The sequence below is a fragment of the Weissella paramesenteroides genome, assembly GCF_036327715.1.
Taxonomy (GTDB): domain Bacteria; phylum Bacillota; class Bacilli; order Lactobacillales; family Lactobacillaceae; genus Weissella; species Weissella paramesenteroides.
On the sequence record NZ_CP130559.1, the window covers coordinates 544490 to 569989 of the forward strand.

Genomic DNA, 25500 nt, shown 5'->3' on the forward strand with positions numbered 1-25500 from the left:
GGTAATTTGTTTTCAATATAACAAATAATTAATAAAATATTTGGAGATAATAAAATGCAACGAGTTATGTTAGCCATTAAGAAAAAATGGCCAGATTTCAACGATACCGTTGGCTTCTTCTTGTTATCTGTATTCTTAGTATGGCTTAAGACCTACTGGGCATACAAGACGAGCTTTTCTTTAGGTGTTCAAGGCACCCTGCAAGAATTTATCCTAGTCATTAATCCGTTACCAACAGCGATTATACTGTTGAGTATTGCACTTTACTTTAGAGGTAAGGTTGCTTATTGGTTAATGATTCTGATAAATCTGATCCAGTCAATTTGGTTGTTTGCCAATATGCTGTATTATCGAGAATTTTCAGACTTCTTATCGCTGAACATCCTTAACTCAGGTAGCTCAGTTGATAATAATTTGGGAAAATCAATTGCAGGAATTATCAGTCCATTTGATTTTCTAGTATTTCTGGATATCATAATTTTAGTGCTATTATTAGTCTTTAAGCGCATTAAATTCGATAAAGAAGTCGTTCAGAAACGTTTTGCTGCCTTGACGACTGTATTCGGAATTGTCTTGATGCTTGTTGGATATGGCATTTCAAGCAAAGACCGTTCTGGTCTACTAACTCGAACTTTCGATAATAATTATATTGTTAAATACTTAGGTTTAAATGAGTATGCAGCATATAATATTTTTAAGACAAAACAAACGGCGGATATTAAAAAAGATGCCAAAGCCGATGACCTTAATAAAATTAAGAATTATGTTAAGGGAAACAAAACCTTACAAAATGCGACCTATTTCGGTAAAGAAAAAGGCAAAAATGTTATTGTCTTTCATTTAGAGTCATTCCAACAATTTTTAATGGACTACAAAGTTAATGGCGTTGAAGTAACTCCTAATTTAAACAAGTTCTATCATGATCAAAATACTTTGTCATTTGATAACTTTTACAATGAAGTGGGACAAGGTAAAACAGCTGATGCGGAAATGATGCTTGAAACAGGGTTATTTGGTACAGCATCAGGATCAGCAATGGTTAATTATGGTACTTCTAACACATATCAAGCTGTGCCAGCTATTCTAGATCAACAAGGATATACGACAGCAGCATTCCACGGAGATGTGGCTTCTTTCTGGAATCGTGATAATACGTATAAGTCTTGGGGATATGATTATTTCTTCAGTAAGCCATATTATAAGAATGCAAATAATGCAGATTATAATATAGGATATGGTATGAAGGATAAAATTTTCTTGAAGGATGCATCGAAATACCTCGAACAATTACCACAGCCGTTTTATTCAAAGATTATTACAGTCACAAATCATTATCCATATGATTTAGATAGTCAAAATGCCTCTATTGCTAAAACCAAGACAAATGATAAGACCGTTGACGGATATGTCCAAACGGCCCGTTATTTGGATCAATCTTTTGGTGAATTCTTAAGTTGGCTCAAAAAGTCTGGCCTGTACGATAACTCAATGATTGTCCTATATGGTGATCATTATGGCATTTCAGAAAACCATAAGGCAGCAATTGCTAAATTGACCGGAAAAGATAGCGTATCTGATTATGACCTAGCTAATTGGCAAAAGGTACCATTCATGGTACATGCACCTGGATTGAAGGGTGGTATTAATCATACCTATGGTGGTGAAATTGATGTCATGCCAACATTGCTTCACCTGTTAGGTGTTTCAACAGATAATGATATTCAATTTGGTCAAGATTTATTAGCAACAAATCGTCGTCAAGTTGTACCATTTAGAAATGGTGATTGGGTTTCCGCGGAATATATGAAGTATGGTGGTAATTATTATGTAACGACCACTGGTACAAAAATTAATCCAAAAGAGGATCCAAGAGCTAAACAAATTATTGATGCAACACAAAAAGATGTTGATAAAATGCTAACGTATTCAGATGATGTCCAAACGGGTGACTTACTACGTTTCTATACACCGGAAGGATTTAAAAAGGTTAATCGCAAAGATTATTCATACCAGAAGGCAAGTGGATTGAAGCAATTGAAGAAAGCCAATAAGGACAGCCCAACATCAGTCAAAGCTAAGCATAATAACCAGTCAACACTGAAAGACTATATTACTGATGCGCCAGAATTGGGTGGAAAACCACAAACAATTCAGGAAGCAACGTCTTCTAGTCAAGATGATAAAAACGATAGTAGTGATAGCAGTTCATCATCTAGTTCAAATGATAATCAGTAGTTTTCTTTGAGTTAATTATTGTTAATAAATTTAAAGTGATAAGCTCACTGTAAGTTCCCTAAGAAAGGGAATCTACAGTGAGCTTTTTTAGGCTATGTTAGTAACTAATTTATTGCGTTTAAGTAAATGCAAGGTGAGTAAAAAATATTCGTAAGAAAGAAGGTGAAACTTGTTGTTGACGAACGTTCTTTTCTAAGGTATATTATATGAGCGGTTAAAAAAGCCGAGCTTATACAAATCATGATGATAAAAAAGTTGTTGACTTTTAAAAATTATGTCTGTATAATTAATTAAGTTGTCGACAGGACAACAACTGTTGATCATTGAAAACTGAATATCGTTTCGATGAAACAAATGTGTAGGGTCATCAAGTAATTTACTTGATACAAAAACATTTGCGAAGTCAATTCGCTAATAAATTCGTTTAACTTCTGTTAAACAAATAACAACAATTGAGTTATACTCAAACTTTTAAAATGAGAGTTTGATCCTGGCTCAGGATGAACGCTGGCGGCGTGCCTAATACATGCAAGTCGAACGCTTTGTCTTTAATTGATCTGACGAGCTTGCTCTGATTTGATTTTATCTGACAAAGAGTGGCGAACGGGTGAGTAACACGTGGGTAACCTACCTCTTAGCAGGGGATAACATTTGGAAACAAGTGCTAATACCGTATAATACCAACAACCGCATGGTTGTTGGTTGAAAGATGGTTCTGCTATCACTAAGAGATGGACCCGCGGTGCATTAGCTAGTTGGTAAGGTAATGGCTTACCAAGGCAATGATGCATAGCCGAGTTGAGAGACTGATCGGCCACAATGGGACTGAGACACGGCCCATACTCCTACGGGAGGCAGCAGTAGGGAATCTTCCACAATGGGCGCAAGCCTGATGGAGCAACGCCGCGTGTGTGATGAAGGGTTTCGGCTCGTAAAACACTGTTATAAGAGAAGAACGGCACTGAGAGTAACTGTTCAGTGTGTGACGGTATCTTACCAGAAAGGAACGGCTAAATACGTGCCAGCAGCCGCGGTAATACGTATGTTCCAAGCGTTATCCGGATTTATTGGGCGTAAAGCGAGCGCAGACGGTTATTTAAGTCTGAAGTGAAAGCCCTCAGCTCAACTGAGGAATGGCTTTGGAAACTGGATGACTTGAGTGCAGTAGAGGAAAGTGGAACTCCATGTGTAGCGGTGAAATGCGTAGATATATGGAAGAACACCAGTGGCGAAGGCGGCTTTCTGGACTGTAACTGACGTTGAGGCTCGAAAGTGTGGGTAGCAAACAGGATTAGATACCCTGGTAGTCCACACCGTAAACGATGAGTGCTAGATGTTCGAGGGTTTCCGCCCTTGAGTGTCGCAGCTAACGCATTAAGCACTCCGCCTGGGGAGTACGACCGCAAGGTTGAAACTCAAAGGAATTGACGGGGACCCGCACAAGCGGTGGAGCATGTGGTTTAATTCGAAGCAACGCGAAGAACCTTACCAGGTCTTGACATCCCTTGCTAATCCTAGAAATAGGACGTTCCCTTCGGGGACAAGGTGACAGGTGGTGCATGGTTGTCGTCAGCTCGTGTCGTGAGATGTTGGGTTAAGTCCCGCAACGAGCGCAACCCTTATTATTAGTTGCCAGCATTTAGTTGGGCACTCTAGTGAGACTGCCGGTGACAAACCGGAGGAAGGTGGGGATGACGTCAAATCATCATGCCCCTTATGACCTGGGCTACACACGTGCTACAATGGCATATACAACGAGTCGCCAACCCGCGAGGGTGCGCTAATCTCTTAAAGTATGTCTCAGTTCGGATTGTAGGCTGCAACTCGCCTACATGAAGTCGGAATCGCTAGTAATCGCGGATCAGCACGCCGCGGTGAATACGTTCCCGGGTCTTGTACACACCGCCCGTCACACCATGAGAGTTTGTAACACCCAAAGCCGGTGGGGTAACCTTTTAGGAGCCAGCCGTCTAAGGTGGGACAGATGATTAGGGTGAAGTCGTAACAAGGTAGCCGTAGGAGAACCTGCGGCTGGATCACCTCCTTTCTAAGGAAAATCGGAAACCTACACATTCAACGAAACGATATTTAGTTTTGAGTGGTTAACACTCAACATTAGTTCTTTGAAAACTGAATCATAATTGTAAATTTTTAAATTCATTATAATTGATCATATCAATTAAATTGAGCCGAAAAAATACACCGCGTAATTTTTTGAGTTTTTTAAATAAGTTTAAAATCGCTTGTGACCATCGAGTCACAATACTCAAACGAAATCATCAACGATAGTTGATCGGTTAAGTTATTAAGGGCGCATGGTGAATGCCTTGGCACTAGGAGCCGATGAAGGACGGGACTAACACCGATATGCCTCGGGGAGCTGTAAGTAAGCTGTGATCCGGGGATTTCCGAATGGGGGAACCCAACTTGTGATGCAAGTTATCGTTTAATGAATACATAGTTAAACGAAGGTAGACGTTGTGAACTGAAACATCTCATTAGCAACAGGAGAAGAAAGAAAAATCGATTCCGTCAGTAGCGGCGAGCGAACGCGGAGGAGCCCAAACCAGAGTGCTTGCACTCTGGGGTTGTAGGACTACCGTTGTGGAGTTACAAATTTGTTTATTAGCAGAATCAGCTGGGAAGCTGAGCGAAACAGGGTGATAGCCCCGTATGCGAAAGTAAGCAAACTCCCGTGTAGGATCCTGAGTACGGCCGGACACGTGAAATCCGGTCGGAAACTGCGAGGACCATCTCGTAAGGCTAAATACTCCCTAGTGACCGATAGTGAACCAGTACCGTGAGGGAAAGGTGAAAAGCACCCCGGAAGGGGAGTGAAAAAGTTCCTGAAACCATGTGCCTACAACAAGTTAGAGCCCGTTAATGGGTGATAGCGTGCCTTTTGTAGAATGAACCGGCGAGTTACGATACCATGCAAGGTTAAGGTGGAAAGACCGGAGCCGTAGCGAAAGCGAGTCTGAAATGGGCGTTTTAGTATGTTGTTGTAGACCCGAAACCAGGTGACCTACCCATGTCCAGGGTGAAGGTGCGGTAAAACGCACTGGAGGCCCGAACCCGTACATGTTGAAAAATGTTGGGATGAGGTGTGGGTAGCGGTGAAATTCCAATCGAACTTGGAGATAGCTGGTTCTCTCCGAAATAGCTTTAGGGCTAGCCTCGGAAGATAGCGTGTTGGAGGTAGAGCACTGTTTTGGTGCGGGGCCCATCTCGGGTTACTAAATTAAGATAAACTCCGAATGCCAATCACGTATGTCCGGGAGTCAGACAGTGAGTGATAAGATCCATTGTCGAAAGGGGAACAGCCCAGATCGTCAGTTAAGGTCCCTAAGTGTGTGTTAAGTGGAAAAGGATGTGAAGTTGCATAGACAACTAGGATGTTGGCTCAGAAGCAGCCACCATTTAAAGAGTGCGTAATAGCTCACTAGTCGAGTGATTCTGCGCCGAAAATGTACCGGGGCTAAACACACCACCGAAACTACGGGTGCCACATCAGTGGCGCGATAGGAGAGCGTTCTAAGGGCAATGAAGTCAGACCGTGAGGACTGGTGGAGCGCTTAGAAGTGAGAATGCCGGTATGAGTAGCGAAAGACAGGTGAGAATCCTGTCCACCGTATGACTAAGGTTTCCTGGGGAAGGCTCGTCCTCCCAGGGTTAGTCGGGACCTAAGGCGAGGCCGAAAGGCGTAGTCGATGGCTAACAGGTTGAGATTCCTGTACCAGGTGAACATGTTTGAACGATGGAGGGACGCAGAAGGCTAACAGAACCCAGCGGCTGGAAATGCTGGGCCAAGCAACAAGTCTTAGTGTGAGTCAAATGCTTGCACTTATACGGACAAGTTGTGATGGGGACCGAAATAAAGTAGGGAAGTCTGTGATGTCACGCTGCCGAGAAAAGCTTCTAGTTAGTGTTTACCTGCCCGTACCGCAAACCGACACAGGTAGTCGAGGAGAGCATCCTAAGGTGAGCGAGTGAACTCTCGTTAAGGAACTCGGCAAAATGACCCCGTAACTTCGGGAGAAGGGGTGCTCAGCGCAAGCTGAGCCGCAGTGAATAGGCCCAGGCGACTGTTTATCAAAAACACAGGTTTCTGCAAAATCGTAAGATGACGTATAGGGGCTGACGCCTGCCCGGTGCTGGAAGGTTAAAAGGAGTGCTTAGCTTCGGCGAAGGTACGAATTGAAGCCCCAGTAAACGGCGGCCGTAACTATAACGGTCCTAAGGTAGCGAAATTCCTTGTCGGGTAAGTTCCGACCCGCACGAAAGGCGTAACGATCTGGGCGCTGTCTCAACGAGAGACTCGGTGAAATTTAAAGACCCGTGAAGATGCGGGTTACCCGCGACAGGACGGAAAGACCCCATGGAGCTTTACTGTAGCTTGATATTGAGTGTTTGTGCAGCTTGTACAGCATAGGTAGGAGCCGTAGAAATCGGGACGCTAGTTTCGATGGAGGCAAACGTGGGATACTACCCTCGTTGTATGAACACTCTAACTCACACCACTCAGCGTGGTGGAAGACAGTGTCTGGCAGGCAGTTTGACTGGGGCGGTCGCCTCCTAAAAGGTAACGGAGGCGCCCAAAGGTTCCCTCAGAATGGTTGGAAATCATTCGCAGAGTGTAAAGGCACAAGGGAGCTTGACTGTGAGACTTACCAGTCGAGCAGGTACGAAAGTAGGGCTTAGTGATCCGGTGGTTCCGCATGGAAGGGCCATCGCTCAACGGACAAAAGCTACCCTGGGGATAACAGGCTTATCTCCCCCAAGAGTCCACATCGACGGGGAGGTTTGGCACCTCGATGTCGGCTCATCGCATCCTGGGGCTGTAGTCGGTCCCAAGGGTTGGGCTGTTCGCCCATTAAAGCGGTACGCGAGCTGGGTTCAGAACGTCGTGAGACAGTTCGGTCCCTATCCGTCGCGGGCGTAGGAAATTTGAGAGGAGCTGCCCTTAGTACGAGAGGACCGGGGTGGACGTACCACTGGTGTATCAGTTGTTCCGCCAGGAGCATCGCTGAGTAGCTATGTACGGATGAGATAAACGCTGAAAGCATCTAAGTGTGAAACTCGCCTCGAGATGAGATTTCCCATTCAGCAATGAAGTAAGACCCCTCAGAGATGATGAGGTAGATAGGCTAGAAGTGGACGTGCGGTGACGCATGGAGCGGACTAGTACTAATGGTTCGAGGACTTAACCAAGTAGCAAGTGGTGTAAGGCAAAAAATAGCAATTATGATTCATTTTTGAGGGAACTAAGTTCACTCAATAAAAAAACGTGTCGTGATGATGGCACTGAGGTCACACCTGTTCCCATACCGAACACAGTAGTTAAGCTCAGTAGCGCCAAAAGTAGTTGGAGGATCGCCTCCTGCGAGGATAGGACATCGCGATGCACTATAATGGACGTTTAGCTCAGCTGGGAGAGCACCTGCCTTACAAGCAGGGGGTCACAGGTTCGATCCCTGTAACGTCCATTGGTCGCATGGTCTAGTTGGTTATGACGTTCGCCTGTCACGCGAAAGATCACGGGTTCGAATCCCGTTGTGACCGTTTCAAATTAAGTATTACATCACATTATAGGGGTATAGTTTAGCGGTAGAACAACGGTCTCCAAAACCGTCGGCGGGGGTTCGATTCCCTCTACCCCTGCCATGGCGGTAGTGGTGAAGTGGTTAACACACCGGTTTGTGGTTCCGGCACGCGTGGGTTCGATCCCCATCTACCGCCCTGAATTGATGTAATATTTAATATGATGCCGTTGTGGCGGAATTGGCAGACGCGCTGGACTCAAAATCCAGTTCTCGCAAGGGAGTATGGGTTCGACCCCCATCGACGGCATAACATACCCTAGGAATTCTTAAATTGAAGAATCCCTAGGGTTTTATTTTGTTATTTTATTAGAAAAATAAATTATAAAGTGTTTAAAAAATTTTGGTTTATAATTAGTTGAATATAGAAGAAAAAGATAATAGGTGTCATACTGACATAGTATGAATTTTAATTGAAGGGGATATAAATATGACACATAGTCCAATTACTAGTGATACTCATCAACAATTAATGATAGATTTTGGTGTGGATGGCCCACAAGTTGGTGAAAAAAATATCTCATTAAAAGAGGGCTTTTTGGTACGAGATGAATCAGGAACAGAAAAGAACTATACACATTGGGATGTCATTCATCGTGCAGATGAAACTTATTGGTCACCTTTAGATGGTGATCGTAAGACATTGTATGATATCACAAGTTATGAAATTAAAAATAAAAAAAGTGATCAGTGGGTCAGTATTGCAGAATGGTTTGCTTCTGAAGAATTGTAGTAAATTATTATATGTGAAAGCAAGACAAAAGTCGTTTTGAAACCAGTGTGACACGTGATTTGCGCTAGTTTTTGTCGTAGCAAAGCGAAAGGCAGGAGTAGGTAGAGTCAAGTGCATTACATTGTGACTTCAGACTTTTTGAATACGTTTATGTTATAAAAATTACAGGCTTATAATTAATACAATTTTAGCAAGAAAAGTTTGGAACATTTTCTTTTGTCCTAAGCTCTATGAATGATGTATAAAAAAGCTCTGAATCGAATTTCGTAAGTTTTGGAAATGATGCCAACTTACGAGGCTCGTTCAGAGCTTTTTTACATGAAAAAATTATTTATATTTTTGATTGATTCGTATAGGTTTAAAAAGATTTATAAAAAGTACTAAACAGCAAATAATAACACCAAGCAGAAAACTGATTTTACCAATATGGCTGCCAGGAGTGTGATAGTAGAGTCTTATATTATTTTTACCTACAGATAGTGGAATACCAATAAATCCATTACCAAGTTTAATTAAATTAGCATGATTTCCTTTGATGCGCCAACCATCACTATAAGGAATAGTGGTTGCAAGTATTTTAGGCTTATTAACAGTAACAGATGTTGTTAATTTATTATTTCCAATTTTGTAACTTGGGGCTGTATTTTTAATGTGTTTTGCGACTTTATTAAACCGATTGTCAGTAGGAATGGCTTTAATTTGTACATCAAAGGCGTATTGTCCAACTTTATTAAAAGTAAGTGGAATAAAGGCTTCCTTATTTATGTCACTAGCCTGTCCAAGATTCATTGTAATAGTAGTCTGTGGATTATAAAATGATAAGTTTGACTGCCCAGTTTGTGTAAATGTATTTACCTTATTGTTGTAAGTAGTTGAGATAGTATAATTACCGGTTTCTTTACCCATACTGCTAAAGTGTGTTTTGTACCAGTTCCAAGTAAATGCTTGACTATTGTATTGACGATCAATTAATTTTTGTGCATTTCTTGCATCTTGGACATGCTTATATCGATACTGATTCAAAGCGACATGTTGCTGTTGTTTCAACGTGTATGGTTTAAAATGTAAGTTCGATATTTCCAAGTGCAATTCTGTACCTTTTAATGCTTTAGAAGGGCTAAGGTAGAATCCAGTAGGTAACCAATCTGCATTTGTTTTATAAGTGATATGCTGTGTTTTCTTTGCTTTTTTTGTTAAATCAGTCCTAATTTGACCAGTAACGACCTGTTTACCGAATTTTGATTTATTGGTAGATGAATGATTAGTTAAAACCACACTGTCTGCTAGAGTAGCTTCTTTCTCAGTCGGTGACAATGTAGCATAGTATTTTTTACTGAGATAGTATTTTGGAAAATACAAGAGCGGATATGCATTGTTTGATTGAGTAACTGACTGTCCATTAATAATTTGATTGGTTTGTGTTTGGTATGAGTTCGGTGTTAAAGTATCCGGATTTTCAAATCGTTTTGAGATACCTAATACGTTGCTAAGAACATTACGAGAATCAAGATTGCCAGTGATGTCATTAGGATTAGCTGAATTGATAGCAAGTGCGCTTAATCCCTTACTAACTGAACCATTCTGCAATGACCAGTAGCTTTCAACATTATTTAAAGTGCTAAGAAGTGGTAGGTTTGTTGCAGGAGCAATGCCAGTCGCGTTATTTAATTGATTATCGACATAAGATCGTATAACTTGTTTTGAATCTGTATTCGAATAATTTTTTTGTTGATTCATCAATTGTTTAACTACTTTATTGGGTAATAAATCTGTCGCATTTGGATTTGTATTACTTGTATGATTACGAGTTACCAAGAAAAATGAATTAACGATAATTAATAGAACTAACCATACTGGTTTAAGGACAGTATTTGATTGAATCGTCCAGATTAAGGCTAATGAAGCAAAATACAAAGCAATCATCATACCATAGCGACTGTTTAAGTTAAAATTACTGATAATGAATAGAGACAGACCGGAAATTAGACCAGTCATAAAGAACCAAAAATAATCGCGTTTAGTTAAAGTATCCAACTGATTCATCAGTTGTAAAACCATACAGCTAATAGGTAATGATAATAGGAATATCCACCGATTAGATGGTGAAGAACCGCCATTTAATATTGCTGCAAATATTGGTAAACACAAGCCAATTAAACAGATTGACCATAGCCAATTAAATAATTGATATTTATGCCAACGACGCAACCCAAATATCACAGCCATGATACTAATGGCTGTAAAACCACCAGTTAACCAAAAAGATGGGGTGGTTTGATTGGCAATTAGATTACCAGGCAATGCAAAATAGTAATAGGCAGGATAGGCAAATAGTCCATTAGCAATTTGACTGTTTGATCGTGCAGAAGTGAATACGGCATCAATGCTAGGAAAAAGTAATGGTGCAGCAAGCAAAGTAGCAAGCAGACCAGAAAACAGCAGTTTAATATGCGCCAACCAGCTTGACCAAGCATGATTTTGGATTTGATAACCGATCCAATAAATAGCTAGACCAATCATTAACATAAAGGCAAAATAAAAATTATTCCATAGTGTCCAGAAAAGCATCACTGTTAAGAAGGTATATTTTTGTTTAGATAAAGCGACATTTAATGCCAGGACAAGTAGTGGAAAAATAATTAATGGGTTAATAAAAAAAGGATGCTCAAATGCTGAGAATGCGGTGTATCCAGAAAAAACATAGCCAAATACGGCAATTTGATAGTGCCATGTTGGACGATTTTTAAACCAATATTGTGCGGCAACCAAGAATGAAATACCGGCTAAATAGAGTCGCACAATGATCATAAAGTTGTAATAAGTGATTAGATGGGACTTAGAGATAAAGGCAGCGCCGTAACTAAATATATCGCCTAAAGTATAATAAGAAAAAGTTTGATAATAGTCTGCTCCCAAACCAATATGCCATTGCCAACTTGTTGGCAGCGTGTGATGCTGAATAATATTTTTTAAATCTTCTTGCCAACGCACTAATGCTGGAAAATGTTGCGCAATACCATCTGATTGCCAAATTAGAGACGTATCTGTGAAGTAGTAAGGTGCAAAAATAAATATTGATAAAATTCCAAACAGCATTGTATAGGTGATAATTGGTCGTATAGACCATTTCGACCGGGATTGCATATTTCATACCTCCAAAAGACTATCAACGTATTATAGCATTTTCAGTTGCTTTGAAGGTTTAAACTGGAAATTCCAGGAGTGTTTCAGTATGATAAAAGCCGAAATAGTAATTAGAAAAATAAATAATTTAAAGTAAGTGTGTAACCGTTTACAGATTGTGAAAGATAGTCTATAATTACACAAGTACATGTTATCTTTGTACTTTGGAATTATTATATAAATAAGGAGCGTGGCAATTATGGTAAATTTCATTATTGCTAGTCATGGTGAATTTGCTGCGGGTATCCGACAGTCAGGTCAGATGATTTTTGGTGAGCAAGAGAATGTTCAAGTTGTAACATTCATGCCCAACGAAGGTCCAGAAGATTTGATGAAGAAGTTTGAGGATGCTCTTGCAACATTTGAACCTGAGGGACAAGTATTGTTCCTCGTTGATTTGTGGGGTGGATCACCGTTTAACGCTGCATCTCGTATTCAAGCCTTGCATGAGGACCGTATGGCCATCATCACAGGGTTAAACTTACCAATGTTAGTAGAGGCTTATGGGGCCCGTTTCACAATGGAAACAGCTGCTGAAATTGCAAGTTACTTGATGCCAGTTGCACGAGATGGTGTAAAGACCTTACCAGAAACTGAAGAACCAGCACCAGTCGCTGCAGATTCTACAGAAGATGATCAACCAGTTGTTGAGGCTGGAGACATCAATAAGGTTATCCATTCAGGTTCTGCAACAATGGATGTTCGTTTAGCACGTATCGACTCACGTCTATTACATGGGCAAGTGGCAACAGCATGGACAAAGTCTGTGTCACCAAACCGTATTATTGTTGTTTCGGATGGTGTGTCAAAAGATGAACTACGTAAGACATTGCTTGTTCAAGCAGCACCAGTTGGTGTAAAGGTTAATGTTGTTCCTATTCAAAAATTAGTGGATATCTGGGATGATCCACGATTTGCTTCAGTGAAGGCTTTGCTATTGTTTGAAACACCACAAGATGTTGCGAAAGCGGTTGAGGGTGGCGTTAAATTAGGAAAAGTCAACATTGGTTCAATGTCTCATTCAGAAGGTAAGCGCATGCTAACAAATGCGGTTGCTGTTGATGATGAAGATGTAAAGACATTAGAATACTTACGTGATAATGGTATTACTTTCGATGTTCGTAAAGTGCCAGCTGATCAAAGTAAAGATGTTTTTGACTTATTAAAGAAGTCATAATTTGTTATTAATTAAATAGTAGAGAAATTATTCGGGAGGATAACGCATGATTTCAGCGTTTTTCGTAGTTCTATTTGCATTCCTAGCTGGAATGGATGGAATTTTAGATGAGTTCCAATTCCACCAACCATTAGTTGCTGCAACTCTAATTGGGTTAGCTAATGGTCACTTAACTGAAGGAATTATCCTTGGTGGAACGTTGCAAATGCTTGCCCTAGGTTGGATGAACATTGGTGCCGCTGTTGCACCGGATGCTGCTTTGGCATCTGCAGTTTCAGCATATCTTGTAACTGGTCCAGCACAAGTTAGTGTTGATACTGGTATGGCGATTGCTATTCCTTTGGCTGTTGCCGGTCAAGTTTTGACGATTGGTGTTCGTACAATTACGGTTGCCTTGGCTCACGTTGCTGATAAGCAAGCTGAAAAGGGTAGCCTACGTGGAGTTGAAGCAATTCACTGGACAGCCTTGATTATTCAAGGTTTGCGTATCACAATTCCAGTGATTATTGTTATGGCTGTTGGTGCTGGTCCAGTTAATGATGCTTTGAACGCAATTCCAGATGTAATTACAAAGGGATTGGCTGTTGCTGGTGGATTCATCGTTGTTGTTGGATATGCCATGGTTATTAACATGATGGCAACTGCCGAACTTTGGCCATTCTTCTTCTTAGGATTTGCATTGTCAGCTGTTACAGAATTGAACTTGATTGCCATGGGTATGATTGGTCTTGTATTGGCTTTGATCTACCTACAATTGTCACCAAAGTTTAATGGTGGCTCAGGCAAGGGTGGTTCAAACAGTTCAAATGGTGATCCAATCGACGCCATTTTAGATAATTACTAAGCTTGGAGGATAGTACATCATGAGTGAAAATGAAAAAGTCGAAGTTCACTTGACTAAGGGTGATCTTGTTAATACTTGGTGGCGTTCAACTTTCTTGCAAGCTTCATGGAATTATGAACGTATGCAGAACGTTGGTTGGGCATTCGCAATGATTCCTGGTATCCGTCGTTTGTACAAGACGAAGGAAGACCGTGCTGATGCTATGAAGCGTCACTTGGAATTCTTTAATACACATCCATATGTGGCTTCACCAATCTTGGGTGTTGAGCTTGCTATGGAAGAGCAACGTGCTAACGGTGCAGAAATTAATGATGAAGCCATAAACGGTGTTAAGGTCGGAATGATGGGACCTTTGGCTGGTGTTGGAGACCCTATTTTCTGGGGAACAATGCGTCCCGTTCTTGGAGCGTTTGCCGCTGGTATGGCGCAAGGTGGCTCAGTTTTGGGTCCAATTATCTTCTTCGTTGTTTGGAACTTGATTCGTATGTTGTTCCTATGGTATACACAACAATTAGGTTATAAAGAAGGTACAAACATTACACAAGATTTGGCTGGTGGTGCCATGCAAAAGATTACCACTGGTGCTTCAATCTTGGGTATGTTCATCATGGGTGTTTTGGTTCCTCGTTGGACAACGATGAACTTCCCAGTTGTTATGTCAAAGGTTAAGGTACAAGATGGTGCTGCTGCTGATATTCCTGGCCTAGCAAAAGCTATCAATGGTGGTCATGTTTCTGCCTCAAAGATTGCTGATGTTGTTGGTCAAATTCAAGGTGGTCAATCACTTTCTGCTTACAAAGTAACAACTTTGCAAGATACATTGGATCAATTGTTGCCTGGTTTGGCACCATTGTTGTTGATGTTCATTGTTTTGTGGATGCTACGTAAGCGCGTATCACCAATCACAATTATCTTTGGATTGTTCATTGTTGGTATCTTGGCATACGCCTTTGGTATTATGGCATAATACAATTTGAAAGAAATTTGTTAAAATAAAAGATGAGGCAGCGATAATGCTGGCCCATCTTTTTTTATATAAAATAGGAGAATGATAATGGCTCAGGCATTAAATTCAAAAATATTATTATCAGGAAATGCAAATGCGATGATGTCACCAGTTAATATTCAACAAGGAAAAATGTATTATGGTGATCGTGGCATGGAATTCCGAGCAAATACACGCGGAGGATATATTCAAATACCATGGAAAAGCGTTAAATCAGTCAGTATGGAAATTATTTTGAAATTTTACTATCGTGGTTTTTTTGTTACGACTACCGATGGTAAGACATTTGAATTTGTTGGTGGTAAGGCGAAACAAGCCGTCAATGTATTCCGAGACCATTTAAAACCAGAACAAATTATGCGGCGTAAAGGGGTTATGGAACGTAAACGCAAGTGATTTGTGCTAAAATGAGCAAGGGAGGGATGAGCAATGAAAACTTTACATTTATATGTGGTACGTCATGGCAAGACGTATTTTAATCGTTATAATAAGTTACAGGGTTGGGGAAATTCACCATTAGTGGCTTCTGGTATTCAAGATGCACACCAAGCTGGTCAAAAACTATCTCAGGTGCATTTTAAAGCGGCTTATTGTTCTGATACAACTAGAGCAATGGATACCGCAAAGATTATTCTAGAGGAAAACAAAAATAGTCGAGAAATTAGTTTAATTACAGACGCCAAATTTCGTGAAGAGTTTTATGGCAGCTTTGAAGGTACCAATATGGATGCCGCTTGGACAAGTGCCGGAGCACCAGTAGGGTTGCGGACATATTCAGAAATTGTGGATAAATATGATGTTGATAAAACGAAAGATTTATTAAAAGAAGCCGATCCATGGCACGATGCCGAAAATAGTGAAGAATATTGGCAACGTGTTTTAGCCGGTTTCAAACGAATATTGACTAATCCAGTATTAGATGATGGCGATAATGTATTATTGATCAGCCATGGTAATTCACTTATTTCTTTAGCTGATCGCTTTGGTGAAGGTAAAATTGCAGTTCATGAACGTCCTGCTAATGGGTCGATTTCTCAAATGGAATTGAGCAAGGATGGTCTGACAATTCTTACCTATAATAACGAGCCAGTGAAAGATTAATTTTTAATGAAATGAAGATGCAGAATGTCAGTAAGATGTTCTGCATTTTTTAATTACATACGGAATAACTCTCTATGACATGATATACTTATTGACGTCATAAAAGGAGGCAGTAAAATGGGCCGTAAGAAAAATATACCAATCGGAGCTGCAGTTGTTATTGTGGGTCTTTTATTTTTACAGCAAACAGGGCTAATAAATATTGATGATCTGCCTGATCATTCTAATCAGCAAACATCTTCATCATCGAGTGTAAAAAAAACTGTGAATGTTAAAGATGGTGTTGATTATGGCACAGTATCTGATACTCATCCAAGTGAGTCATTAGCTAAAACAGTATTAACGGATGATGTTGTTAGACAATTAAATGCTAATAAAGTCTCGTTTAATTCCGCTGGAGCATATATAGTCAATGATAATCAGACGAATTTAAATGCTGCAGTAAACGTTGCGCCTTATGTGCAATTAGCAAAACAAGATAGTTTTGGTCGGCCAGGAAGGGCAGATGCATTTTTAAATAGAAGCAGCCGTGAGTATCAATCTAGAGCTGATACGGGCAATGCTAAAACTATTGAGCCTGTGGGGTGGCATCAATCTATGATTGGTGGACGATATAATACCCTCTATAATCGAGGTCATTTAATTGGCTATGCTTTGGCAGGAAGTATAAAATCATTTGATCCATCAGAAGCCAATGCACAGAATATAGCCACACAAACAGCTTGGGCTAATCAAGCATCAAATGGTAATTCTGAAAATACAGGACAAAACTATTATGAAACGCTTGTTCGAAAAGCTTTAGATAGTAATCGGACGGTGCGATACCGAGTCACGCCTATCTATGTTGGTAATGATCTGGTGCCATCAGGAAATCATATGGAAGCAAAATCCAAAGATGGAAAGTTACAGTTTAATGTTTTTATTCCTAATGTGGAACCTGGTGTCAAAATAGATTATGCTACTGGTGAAAGTGCAGTGGTTAAATAATTTAAAGATGTCTATACAATAGAGTCATTGGTCTATAAATTTTTCAGTAGACCTATGGCTCTATTTGTTTGAACCAGCAATTTTACGCACAAAAGCCAGATTGTTTTTCCGATGAAAAAATGTATAATTAATTTTTAATGGGATATTAATTTTAGTGAAGTGTGGAGGGGTAGAAGTGAAAAAATCTTTTGGCATTATTGGGGGAATGGGTACGATAGCTACCGAAAATTTTGTACATATCATCAATGAATTGACTGTTACACATAAAGATCAAGATTATTTAGATTATATTGTTTTTAATCATGCATCAATTCCGGATCGAACAGCTTATATATCTGATCATACAAAGCAAAATCCGTTGTCCTTTTTAGCATCAGACGTTGAGAAATTGAATTATCTTGGCGTGTCATTTATTGTAATAACTTGTAATACCGCACATTATTTTTTACCAGAGTTGCAAAAGCAGTCAGAGGTACCAATTTTTAGTATGCCTGAACTAGCTGTGAAAGCTTGTAAAAAAGAAACCAATAAGAGTATTAGAGTTGGCATTATGGCTACAAATGGAACGATTTCAGCAGGTATCTATCAAAAGGCATTAATTGGAAAAAACGTTACTCCGGTGATACCTGATGAATATCAACAGAACTTGGTTATGTCATTGATCTATGAAGACATTAAAAATAGAAATTTTGTTGACCAGGAAAAGTATTATCAATTAATTGAATATTTTTTTGAAGAGTGTGAGTGTGATTACATTATTTTAGGATGTACTGAATTATCAGTTGCGCAAGAACAGACACACTATCCGTCTGAATATGTCATTGATGCGCAGTTTGAATTGGCAAAATATGTTGTTAACCAGGTTAAGCAAGCAGGTTAATTGTTAATGGGGGATGTTTGATAAGATTTTTAAGAGGGAACTTTTTACATGATATTTGTTAAATGAACTTTTATACTTATTAAATTGGAGGAAAGTTTTAAATGTTGAATACAATTTTTCATATAGATGAAACGCAGAAATGGTCTGTTGTGATATCAAATCTCAAACATCTACACGAATGGATGCAGAGCAATAACGAAAGTGGTGTTATTGAATTGGTTGTCAATGGGGAAGCCATTTCTGACACAATAATTAATTCGAAGCAAAATTTAAGCGAATTATTCGAGATTGGCATTGATGTTCGAGCTTGCAAAAATTCAATGGATCAACGCGAAATTCAAGAAGATGATTTACAAAATCATGTGAAAGTAGTTCCTTCAGGAGTAGTTGAGCTAGCAATCAAACAACGTGATGGATTTGGGTATATTAAACCTTAATAAGACGCTACGTATGTTGTTGTTTGTAGATGGATAAAAATTGTGTAGCCCTTATAATTAAATTGTTTTATGGGGGTAAGTAAAAACTTTACAAACTGGGAGTTCACACCGTATAATTAAGACATAGAAAAAAGCCTGCAAGGTATCGCACACCTTACAGACTACCGAGTTTGAGAATATTCTTTTTATTTTTAGAATTGCGCTGATTAGTCTTTACGGCTTATCAGCGTTTTTCTTTATCTCGTAGGCTTTTGCTAAGTTGATAGCAAACTTACCTAGAGCGCCTAGCACAATAGCTATACAGATAGCTAGATATACCATGCGAGCATACTCCCGTAGAATTTTGTATCATCATCACACCTCCCGAATTTGAGAATGTGTAAGGTATGGATATACTCACTAACTCGGATAGCTTCATTGAGTAGCTAACTCAAATTCACTACTTAATTATCATAATGGAAACGGATGAAGTTGTATATAGTAATTAGTATACAAAAATGGCCGTTAAACGTTGGTGTTTAGCGTTTTTTATTGTGTAAAAGTGTTAATATTTGTTACTATCGGTAGTAATATAATTATATTGAGTTAGGGTTATGGAGGTACTAACTGAATAACAGATAAGAACGCACAAACAGAAGCTAACAAGCGTTGGCAAGAAAAAACAAAGAGCATTCTAAGTATTTAAAGTATCGGAGTACCGCACGATCATTCATCAGGAAGTTGGCGGCCAAAGATGATTTAGACGAGCTAGAACAATTGATAGCGAATAAGCGTAATGAGCTTTAACCATTGATTTGAAAATTACAAATGAAGTTATGAGGGGGAGTGACATGGACTACAAAGTAATTTCAGCTTTTCCGATTGGTAAAAATACAGTAATAGAACTTAATGAAATGCCAATGATTTCAATAGGTCAACTCATAACGATTGACGATATAAAAGCTAAAGTTATTGGTATTCCAATGTTACCGCCAGACAAACAAGCTATTTATGTTGATAAGGTTGTTAGCGTTAGTCAAGATGTGCATGTATGAAGTTAAACAAGAGAGGGGACTACTAGATGGACTATAAAGTAATTTCAGCGTTTTCAATACGTGGCATGACGGATGTTGCTATTGATGCGCCACAAAAAGGCATACCAAATTATAAAGCGGCCAGAGATGAGCAAGGCAATTTGTACGAGGTTTTACATCTAACGTTACCCCGTACTCATAAACCACCAAAGGCCTCATTTTTGTTAAAGGGCATATTTAAAGGCGATACAATATCACTTTATACAAACGATAGGGGGACAGATGAACATGATTGACTATGAAAAATTAGCTCAAAATCATAAAAAAGTTTCGTTTACTTGGTATGGTAGAGAAATTCAAGGAACTATCGTTTATTATGATGATCCTGAAGATGAAGAAGATGGGCCCGCAACTCTTGCTTTAGAGAACAACGACAATAGCAGGTTTTATGTAGCATATGAAATTCCAACTATTACAGATTTAAAAGTATTAGATTAAATAAATTTACTGAAACGCTTGGTTATTATAACTAGGCGTTTTTATTAGCAATTGTTGTTAATTATTTATAATTTTCTACTATATAAATCTTTCATTGAATGCTGTTGCTGTAACTATTTCAGAGAGCTGATAACTGATTATTTTAATAGCAGGATGTAAGCAAGAAACGAGACATTAAATACAATTCATTGGTCTACTGAAAAAGTAAATTTATTAAACAATTGAGAAGGAGGTTATCAGAGCAATAAAAACCGCTATTCAATCAATTTGTATTGATAAACAAAAAGCCTGTTGAGCGACTAAATTGATAATCACTCAACAGACTAAAATTGTTTATTAACAAACTGAAATTGAATTTGCCACTAATTTGCCACCAACTACAACTGAAATGCTTTTAAATCAATGTTTATAGCGACTTATAAATGAACCCGGGGGGAGTTAATTCATCCCCTGTAAACGTTGATATAATAGGCTTTCGTTTTTCAAGTACACATTAAAGTACACATCTCTTTTAAAAATCGACCAATCTTGTATAAATATCGGCTGTTTGTGCTTTGTCCGTTTCAGTCAGTCCACTGTAAACTGATAGGGTAGTTTGAACATCATCATGACCCAGTTGGTACTGCAATTGTTTAACATTCATACCAGCTTGAATAGCAAGCGTGGCATAGGTATGACGGAACCCATGAACTTTAATTCTAGGTAGTCCAGCATGTTTAGCAACTTGCATGAGCCACAACCGCAATTTATTTACATTCTGATAGCTAGTTAAGTCGCCATTAGTAAATACTATACCAGTAGATGAAAGACCACCAGCAAGCGTTAAACGTGATTGTATGGCGTGCCAATGTCTTAAAATAGCCAGTGTGTTATTATCAACTCGCACATCACGTTTACCCGCCTTTGTCTTTGGTGGGTGTATACGTTCCTTAACGCCTGAACTTGTAACTAAATTCTTAGTAATGCTAATCGTTTGATTACTGTAATCAATATCCGACCAATTGAGCGCTAACATCTCACCACGTCTTACACCAGTAAATGCAAGTAATCGAAACATGGCATAAATTCTATATTGGTTGTCGTCTTGCTTACCGTATAGATCCATAGCGCTATTCATAAACTGATTGAGTTGAGATTTAGTGTAAAAATCCAATCTATCCGTAAAAATAGGGGATGGCTTAGGCTTTGGTCTAACAATCTTATCAAAAGGGTTACTATCAATTAGATCCATAACAACGCATTGCGCCATAGTTTGCTTTAATGGCATGAGGTTCTTATTATAATCATGAACAACGGTACTTAGATCATTAACAAATTGTTGTAATCGTGCTGGTGTGATTTCATCCACATAGCTACTCTTGAACCACTGATCAGTAAATACATGATTTTCCATAAACCGAGTAACACGGTAAAATGTTGTATCGGCTACTTTTGGCTTATAGGTTACTAACCACATCTCATAGACATCAATTAACAGTATCCTAGCGTTTGCCTGCTTAGGTTGCTCATTTTTTAAAATATCAATCTCATTAAGGGCTTTACGTTCCCACTGCCGAGCAAGGGTTATGGACGTAAAGCCCTTTTTCTTTTTGCTGTGACGTTTACCAGCCATATCCGAGTATGTTAGACGGACTGAATATGTTTTGTTGCTTTCTTTTTTGATACTCATTTGAAACTCAATTCTACAACGGACACCACACCCGATAGTATATGTATGTTTCAGTTATTTGAGTATCAAGCATCCCCACAAGTTGGGAAATTAAACAGTGTGTTTAATATATTTCGTTCCACAGATTTGAGGAGCGCTCAAATTTGAGCCGTCATGGCGTAGTTTTCCGTAGTGAGCTTATATTGTCAACTGGATTAGTAATAAGATTGCGACAATGACAGCCAATGTTCCTTGTTTGAAGAAAATTGACTTATTTCCTGATGAAAAACTACCGTATAACGCAACTAAAATAATGTAAATCATAATAGCTAATAAACCGCCATTGTAGTTTTTCGTAAAAATAAGTAGGTAGAGGATGCCAAGACCAATAAGACCATTGTAGATACCTTGATTTTTTAGCAAAGTTCTTATTTTTTCGTTTTCAAGATCATCTTTTGACATGCTAAATGTTTTAGCAGTACGAGGTGAAGTCGTAGCAAAGGTTTCTAAATACATAATAAAAAAGAATTCCAATGCTACTAAGATACTTAAAATAATTATTAAGGTGTTCATTTATAGATCCTTTTTAAATTTGTAAGTGATGAGAAGTGAGTGCGCTATTTCATTATAGAATCAAACATATTTTGTAAATGTTGTAGGCCTATTTTGTTGGTTTCTGACAGTCCTTGAATTCCAGTTTGAGAAAGAGGCGTAGCATCCGTTTGTGATAAACGTTTTTCATTTGTCTTAGATAAACCTTTCCAATACATAAGATTGTCCCTTCTAAAATAGTGAGTACGACATTGTGCCTACCATAGGTATCAGCAATATTGCGAAGACTTTGGCCCGACTAATTTAGTTGTGAAAGGGGGTGTAGGTTAAACCGACATCCTTTTATTTCACTGTCGAATTTTCGACCGTGAGAATTTATGAATTATTTTTTTGGCTATCATTTTTATCTGATTTGGAAATGATGTTATAGCCGAGCGTTAATATAATTTCACGTTGTAACTTTGCCAAAAGGTCTTTTGTATCTTTTTCTGATATGATTTGCCCTTTTTTGTTTGGCTTATTGACATTTGCTACTAATTCAATTATCCAATCAATTGTAGTTATTCCAGTGGAAGAAATTTTTAAGTTATCAAAATCATCAACAGTATATTTTGATTTTGGTATCATCTGCTGTCCAATTTCATAAAGAATATTAGGAGCGTTATTCTGTCTATCCGCTAGTATATATTCTGAAATTTTTTCCTTATCCTTTTCTGAAATTTTTCCAGTATTATCAAGCTTTTTTCTCATATCTTGAAAAAATGAATCATTTTTATAGTCCTCTTGACGAGATTTTATATTGCTTATTCCTTGTAAATATCCAACTGTTACACCAAAATAATCAGCCAACTTTTTCCATGTTGCCAGTTTTGGTTCACGCCTTTCGTTTTCGTAATTACCAAGCGCACCAAAAGAAATACCGACATCTTTGCCTAATTTTTGTAGAGTTAAGCCTTTCTTTGTTCGCAATTCTTTAATTCTGTTCATAGTAGTTTCCTTTCATATGGTTGATTATAACAGTTTTGTTGTTCAGTGTGAACAAAAAGCACTTGCAACGATTGTTCATTTCGAATAAAATGAAGTTATTCAAAATGAACAAAGAAAGAGGCGCGAATTATGCAAGCAATTATAACGGAACAACAACAAGTTGCATTGATTAAAAAACAGGCTGTTAATCGGCTAACACGTTCACAATTAGCAACTAATTTGAATTTAGCTAGATCAACTGTAAAGGATGTCTTAGATAAACAAGCGCCATTCGTGGTTAGTGGTAAGACGTTCACGGCAGTAAATAATTATTTGCTAGAAGATTTGTAAGACACAAAAAAGCCCCACCACGGCTAAATGGCAGGGCAGAAATCTAATTACGGAGGTAATTATATCATGGAAGATTTAGTTTTTATTCACGATTTGAAAAGTGAGCCATATACGACAGTTGATGTACTAGTACATCACACAAAAACATCAAGACATGCTGTAATGCAGTTAATCAGTACTCATAAAAATAAGTTAGAAAAATTTGGGGTTATGGCATTTGAAATGCGCAAACCTGTTAAAGGTTCAAAGGGTGGGCATCCTCGCAAAGAATGGCTTTTGAATGAACCACAGGCAACTTTATTAATGACAATGTTAGATAATACGCCAGTAGTTGCAGAGTTTAAGCTCAATCTTGTTAAAGCATTCTATGAATTGCGAGAAGAGATTACTAAACAACGAGTAATGTTAGAACGCAATCGTAAAACAAACAAAGACTTGGGGCAAGTGATCCATGATTATTTACCTGATAACCCATACGCCTATTCAAATTATCATACTTTGGCATATAAGACGGTAACAGGGTTCACACCAAAGCAATTGCGGGGGATGTTCCACGTTGAGGACGCTCAAGATGCACTGACGAGTGAACAGCTTGAACAAATTGAGTTAATTAGGCAGGTAATCGCAGGGTTAATAATGATTGGCCAAGATTATCGAACTATACAGCGGGCAATTAGTAAAGGGGCTTAATCATGAAAGAATTTTTTATTGAAATTGGAATAGCAGGCACTATTTTATTGATCAGTGCACCAATCATGGACTACTTTGTTAGACGCTCATTACTAAAGAAAATTGAAAACTAGATTAAATTTAGACCGTTGTCACTGGAAGTATAAATAAAATATACGGACACCACACCCACCAGTGAAAATGGTCTAAGAAAGGAAATATTATGACAGAACCAATTTTAGCAGATTATCCAGCACTGGTTAGCGCTGTTATGTCAATTGGCGAAAAGCTTGAATTACATAACGACCAACGTCAATGGATGAATAAAGAACAAGCACAAGCCTATGTGAACCTCGGACGTATGGCGTTTCAGACATTAGTTGATAAAGGTATCATTAAACCTCATGATTTGGCACCTTATGGACTAGCCAGAATGGAGCGTTACAACCGAGATGAATTAGATGAGGCTATGAAAAGCATTTAATCATATCATGTAAAAATACCAATATCCGCCCTAGACATGGCGTAAAAAGGTACTTGAACAAAGTTACTAAGGTAGCGGGGAACGCATCCCCAGAAAGCGAAAATATTATGACAGAAACAAAGCACAACATCCACCCAGTAATGGACACAAAGTTTTACACGAATGACACTATTCCAGTACCCGACAAATATGACTTGATCAGATTAACAAATGAATTTCTGTTAGCTTTGTATTTTGCCAGCCGTGACACGATTGACGAAACAACGGCAGTTAATCAAAGCGTTAGTGTAACTGATAGCTATGTGCAACTAACATCAGCGCTTGAAGAGTTAGCAAAGGATATGGGTGGAAGTGCTGCATTTGCTTATGGGCATGGCGAGACAGCTCAAGTAGTTCCTGATCAGACGACTAGCACAGAAAATACAACAGTCGAAGTAAATGACCCATACGGCTTAATGGATCTAACAATGGCATTTCTAGAGGAACCAGACGATAAGTTTACAAAAGTACAAGATTTAGCGAGTGGCATTCTAAGTTATTTTTCTGATTTTGAGAATGGTAGAAAGGCATAAGCCATGAATGAATTTACATTTGATGATGGTTTCCAGTTGGCTAGTCGAGCAATTGCCAACGCCATTACAGATAGTGGACTACTCAACAAGGAAACTAAAGTATATGTATTGCATTTAATCGCAGACCAACTTGAAGTATTAGGGAGGACAGCAGAATGAACCTAAGTAGTAAAGCAATTGAATTACTTAATTTATTGAGTACAGGCATTGAGAACGCTAAGCCACGTAAAGAATTGGCCAACATTTTAAAGACGGATGTTAGAAGCGTTTCGCAGTTATCTTCACAACTAGTAAAAGCGGGTGTTCCTGTTGGTTCTATTAGAGATGGCAAGATGGGCGGGTTATTCCTCATATCAAACCAAACAGAGCTACAAACAGCAACATACAGCGTAGAAAATGATGCACTAGAAAGCATGCAACGAGTACATAAACTAAGAGGTATTAACCTAACTGATTGGTACACGGAATTTACAAGCAATCTAGACCAACAAAAAAGCCAGCTACTTTTAAACAAGTAACTGACCGTGATGAAGTCATATATTTGAAAGTTTGGACGCTAGAAAA

Annotated in this window: 24 protein-coding genes, 5 tRNA genes and 3 rRNA genes; 28 read left to right on the plus strand and 4 right to left on the minus strand. The window is 38.7% G+C overall.

The features are described from left to right. Positions 1-54: 54 nt before the first annotated feature. The 10 genes from QRX23_RS02590 to QRX23_RS02635 all read left to right on the plus strand — a co-directional run bounded on the left by QRX23_RS02590 (position 55) and on the right by QRX23_RS02635 (position 8568). On the plus strand, positions 55-2235 hold the full coding sequence (locus QRX23_RS02590; protein ID WP_330155843.1) for an LTA synthase family protein: 2181 nt from the start codon (positions 55-57) through the stop codon (positions 2233-2235). Positions 2236-2707: 472 nt separating this feature from the next. After that, positions 2708-4282 (plus strand): 16S ribosomal RNA (locus tag QRX23_RS02595). 248 nt (positions 4283-4530) lie between these two features. Further along, positions 4531-7446: ribosomal RNA gene (locus tag QRX23_RS02600) — 23S ribosomal RNA — on the plus strand. A gap of 77 nt (positions 7447-7523) precedes the next feature. Continuing rightward, a 5S ribosomal RNA gene (rrf, locus tag QRX23_RS02605) occupies positions 7524-7640 on the plus strand. Together the 16S, 23S and 5S rRNA genes with 5 tRNA genes alongside form the textbook arrangement of a ribosomal RNA operon. 8 nt (positions 7641-7648) lie before the next feature. Next, positions 7649-7721 (plus strand) — tRNA-Val (locus QRX23_RS02610). 2 nt (positions 7722-7723) lie between these two features. Then, a tRNA-Asp gene (locus QRX23_RS02615) sits at positions 7724-7797 on the plus strand. A gap of 28 nt (positions 7798-7825) precedes the next feature. Continuing rightward, a tRNA-Trp gene (locus QRX23_RS02620) sits at positions 7826-7899 on the plus strand. Positions 7900-7901: 2 nt separating this feature from the next. Next, positions 7902-7974 (plus strand) — tRNA-His (locus tag QRX23_RS02625). A gap of 27 nt (positions 7975-8001) precedes the next feature. Continuing rightward, positions 8002-8085: transfer RNA gene (locus QRX23_RS02630), tRNA-Leu, on the plus strand. 180 nt (positions 8086-8265) lie between these two features. Beyond that, entirely contained in the window at positions 8266-8568 is a 303-nt protein-coding gene (locus QRX23_RS02635) for a hypothetical protein (RefSeq protein WP_330155844.1), read from the plus strand. Positions 8569-8895: 327 nt separating this feature from the next. Here QRX23_RS02635 and QRX23_RS02640 read toward each other — a convergent pair whose 3' ends face one another. Beyond that, positions 8896-11712 (minus strand): YfhO family protein, encoded by a 2817-nt coding sequence (locus QRX23_RS02640; protein WP_330155845.1) that lies wholly within the window; start codon positions 11710-11712, stop codon positions 8896-8898. Between the two features lie 238 nt (positions 11713-11950). Here QRX23_RS02640 and QRX23_RS02645 point away from each other — a divergent pair, with 238 nt between their 5' ends. From QRX23_RS02645 to QRX23_RS02700, 12 genes are all read left to right on the plus strand, one after another. Then, positions 11951-12928, plus strand: coding sequence for a mannose/fructose/sorbose PTS transporter subunit IIB (locus QRX23_RS02645; protein ID WP_330155846.1), 978 nt, complete (start codon positions 11951-11953; stop codon positions 12926-12928). Positions 12929-12974: 46 nt separating this feature from the next. Then, on the plus strand, positions 12975-13772 hold the full coding sequence (locus tag QRX23_RS02650; RefSeq protein WP_002827690.1) for a PTS mannose/fructose/sorbose transporter subunit IIC: 798 nt from the start codon (positions 12975-12977) through the stop codon (positions 13770-13772). 19 nt (positions 13773-13791) lie between these two features. Next, a complete protein-coding gene (locus tag QRX23_RS02655) occupies positions 13792-14739 on the plus strand; it encodes a PTS system mannose/fructose/sorbose family transporter subunit IID (protein WP_002827689.1) in 948 nt (315 codons plus the stop codon). Between the two features lie 87 nt (positions 14740-14826). Further along, a complete protein-coding gene (locus QRX23_RS02660) occupies positions 14827-15174 on the plus strand; it encodes a DUF956 family protein (RefSeq protein WP_040760352.1) in 348 nt (115 codons plus the stop codon). Between the two features lie 33 nt (positions 15175-15207). Next, the gene (locus QRX23_RS02665; protein ID WP_330155847.1) at positions 15208-15879 is read left to right on the plus strand and encodes a histidine phosphatase family protein; all 672 of its coding nucleotides are present in this window, start codon (positions 15208-15210) and stop codon (positions 15877-15879) included. A 117-nt stretch (positions 15880-15996) separates the two neighbouring features. Next, the gene (locus tag QRX23_RS02670; protein WP_330155848.1) at positions 15997-16866 is read left to right on the plus strand and encodes a DNA/RNA non-specific endonuclease; all 870 of its coding nucleotides are present in this window, start codon (positions 15997-15999) and stop codon (positions 16864-16866) included. Between the two features lie 175 nt (positions 16867-17041). Then, entirely contained in the window at positions 17042-17746 is a 705-nt protein-coding gene (locus QRX23_RS02675; protein WP_330155849.1) for an aspartate/glutamate racemase family protein, read from the plus strand. Between the two features lie 101 nt (positions 17747-17847). After that, positions 17848-18183: a DsrE family protein gene (locus QRX23_RS02680; protein WP_140837112.1), complete on the plus strand. Its 336-nt coding sequence runs from the start codon at positions 17848-17850 to the stop codon at positions 18181-18183. A gap of 648 nt (positions 18184-18831) precedes the next feature. Continuing rightward, a complete protein-coding gene (locus QRX23_RS02685; protein ID WP_330156146.1) occupies positions 18832-18969 on the plus strand; it encodes a hypothetical protein in 138 nt (45 codons plus the stop codon). Positions 18970-19013: 44 nt separating this feature from the next. Continuing rightward, positions 19014-19217: a hypothetical protein gene (locus QRX23_RS02690; protein WP_330155850.1), complete on the plus strand. Its 204-nt coding sequence runs from the start codon at positions 19014-19016 to the stop codon at positions 19215-19217. Between the two features lie 26 nt (positions 19218-19243). Beyond that, the gene (locus tag QRX23_RS02695; protein WP_330155851.1) at positions 19244-19492 is read left to right on the plus strand and encodes a hypothetical protein; all 249 of its coding nucleotides are present in this window, start codon (positions 19244-19246) and stop codon (positions 19490-19492) included. Next, complete coding sequence (locus QRX23_RS02700; protein ID WP_330155852.1) at positions 19485-19694, plus strand: hypothetical protein; 210 nt, start codon at positions 19485-19487, stop codon at positions 19692-19694. The genes QRX23_RS02695 and QRX23_RS02700 overlap by 8 nt, the downstream gene beginning before the upstream one ends. Positions 19695-20205: 511 nt before the next feature. On the opposite strand, the gene QRX23_RS02705 is transcribed toward QRX23_RS02700, so the two are convergent. The 3 genes from QRX23_RS02705 to QRX23_RS02715 all read right to left on the minus strand — a co-directional run bounded on the left by QRX23_RS02705 (position 20206) and on the right by QRX23_RS02715 (position 22881). Beyond that, on the minus strand, positions 20206-21363 hold the full coding sequence (locus QRX23_RS02705) for a site-specific integrase (protein ID WP_330155853.1): 1158 nt from the start codon (positions 21361-21363) through the stop codon (positions 20206-20208). 177 nt (positions 21364-21540) lie between these two features. Further along, a complete protein-coding gene (locus QRX23_RS02710; protein WP_330155854.1) occupies positions 21541-21915 on the minus strand; it encodes a DUF1304 domain-containing protein in 375 nt (124 codons plus the stop codon). A 354-nt stretch (positions 21916-22269) separates the two neighbouring features. After that, positions 22270-22881 carry a helix-turn-helix domain-containing protein gene (locus QRX23_RS02715; RefSeq protein ID WP_330155855.1) on the minus strand — a complete coding sequence of 204 codons (612 nt, stop codon included), beginning with the start codon at positions 22879-22881 and terminating at the stop codon, positions 22270-22272. A gap of 129 nt (positions 22882-23010) precedes the next feature. Between QRX23_RS02715 and QRX23_RS02720 the strand changes: the two genes are divergently transcribed. The 6 genes from QRX23_RS02720 to QRX23_RS02745 all read left to right on the plus strand — a co-directional run bounded on the left by QRX23_RS02720 (position 23011) and on the right by QRX23_RS02745 (position 25454). Continuing rightward, positions 23011-23211 (plus strand): hypothetical protein, encoded by a 201-nt coding sequence (locus QRX23_RS02720; RefSeq protein WP_330155856.1) that lies wholly within the window; start codon positions 23011-23013, stop codon positions 23209-23211. Positions 23212-23277: 66 nt separating this feature from the next. Next, a complete protein-coding gene (locus QRX23_RS02725) occupies positions 23278-23901 on the plus strand; it encodes a Rha family transcriptional regulator (RefSeq protein ID WP_330155857.1) in 624 nt (207 codons plus the stop codon). Positions 23902-24103: 202 nt separating this feature from the next. Beyond that, positions 24104-24364 (plus strand): hypothetical protein, encoded by a 261-nt coding sequence (locus QRX23_RS02730; protein ID WP_330155858.1) that lies wholly within the window; start codon positions 24104-24106, stop codon positions 24362-24364. Between the two features lie 107 nt (positions 24365-24471). Continuing rightward, the gene (locus QRX23_RS02735; protein ID WP_330155859.1) at positions 24472-24936 is read left to right on the plus strand and encodes a hypothetical protein; all 465 of its coding nucleotides are present in this window, start codon (positions 24472-24474) and stop codon (positions 24934-24936) included. Positions 24937-24939: 3 nt separating this feature from the next. Continuing rightward, positions 24940-25095 (plus strand): hypothetical protein, encoded by a 156-nt coding sequence (locus QRX23_RS02740; RefSeq protein WP_330155860.1) that lies wholly within the window; start codon positions 24940-24942, stop codon positions 25093-25095. Then, entirely contained in the window at positions 25092-25454 is a 363-nt protein-coding gene (locus QRX23_RS02745) for a hypothetical protein (RefSeq protein WP_330155861.1), read from the plus strand. Before QRX23_RS02740 ends, QRX23_RS02745 begins: the two co-directional genes overlap by 4 nt. Positions 25455-25500 lie beyond the last annotated feature (46 nt).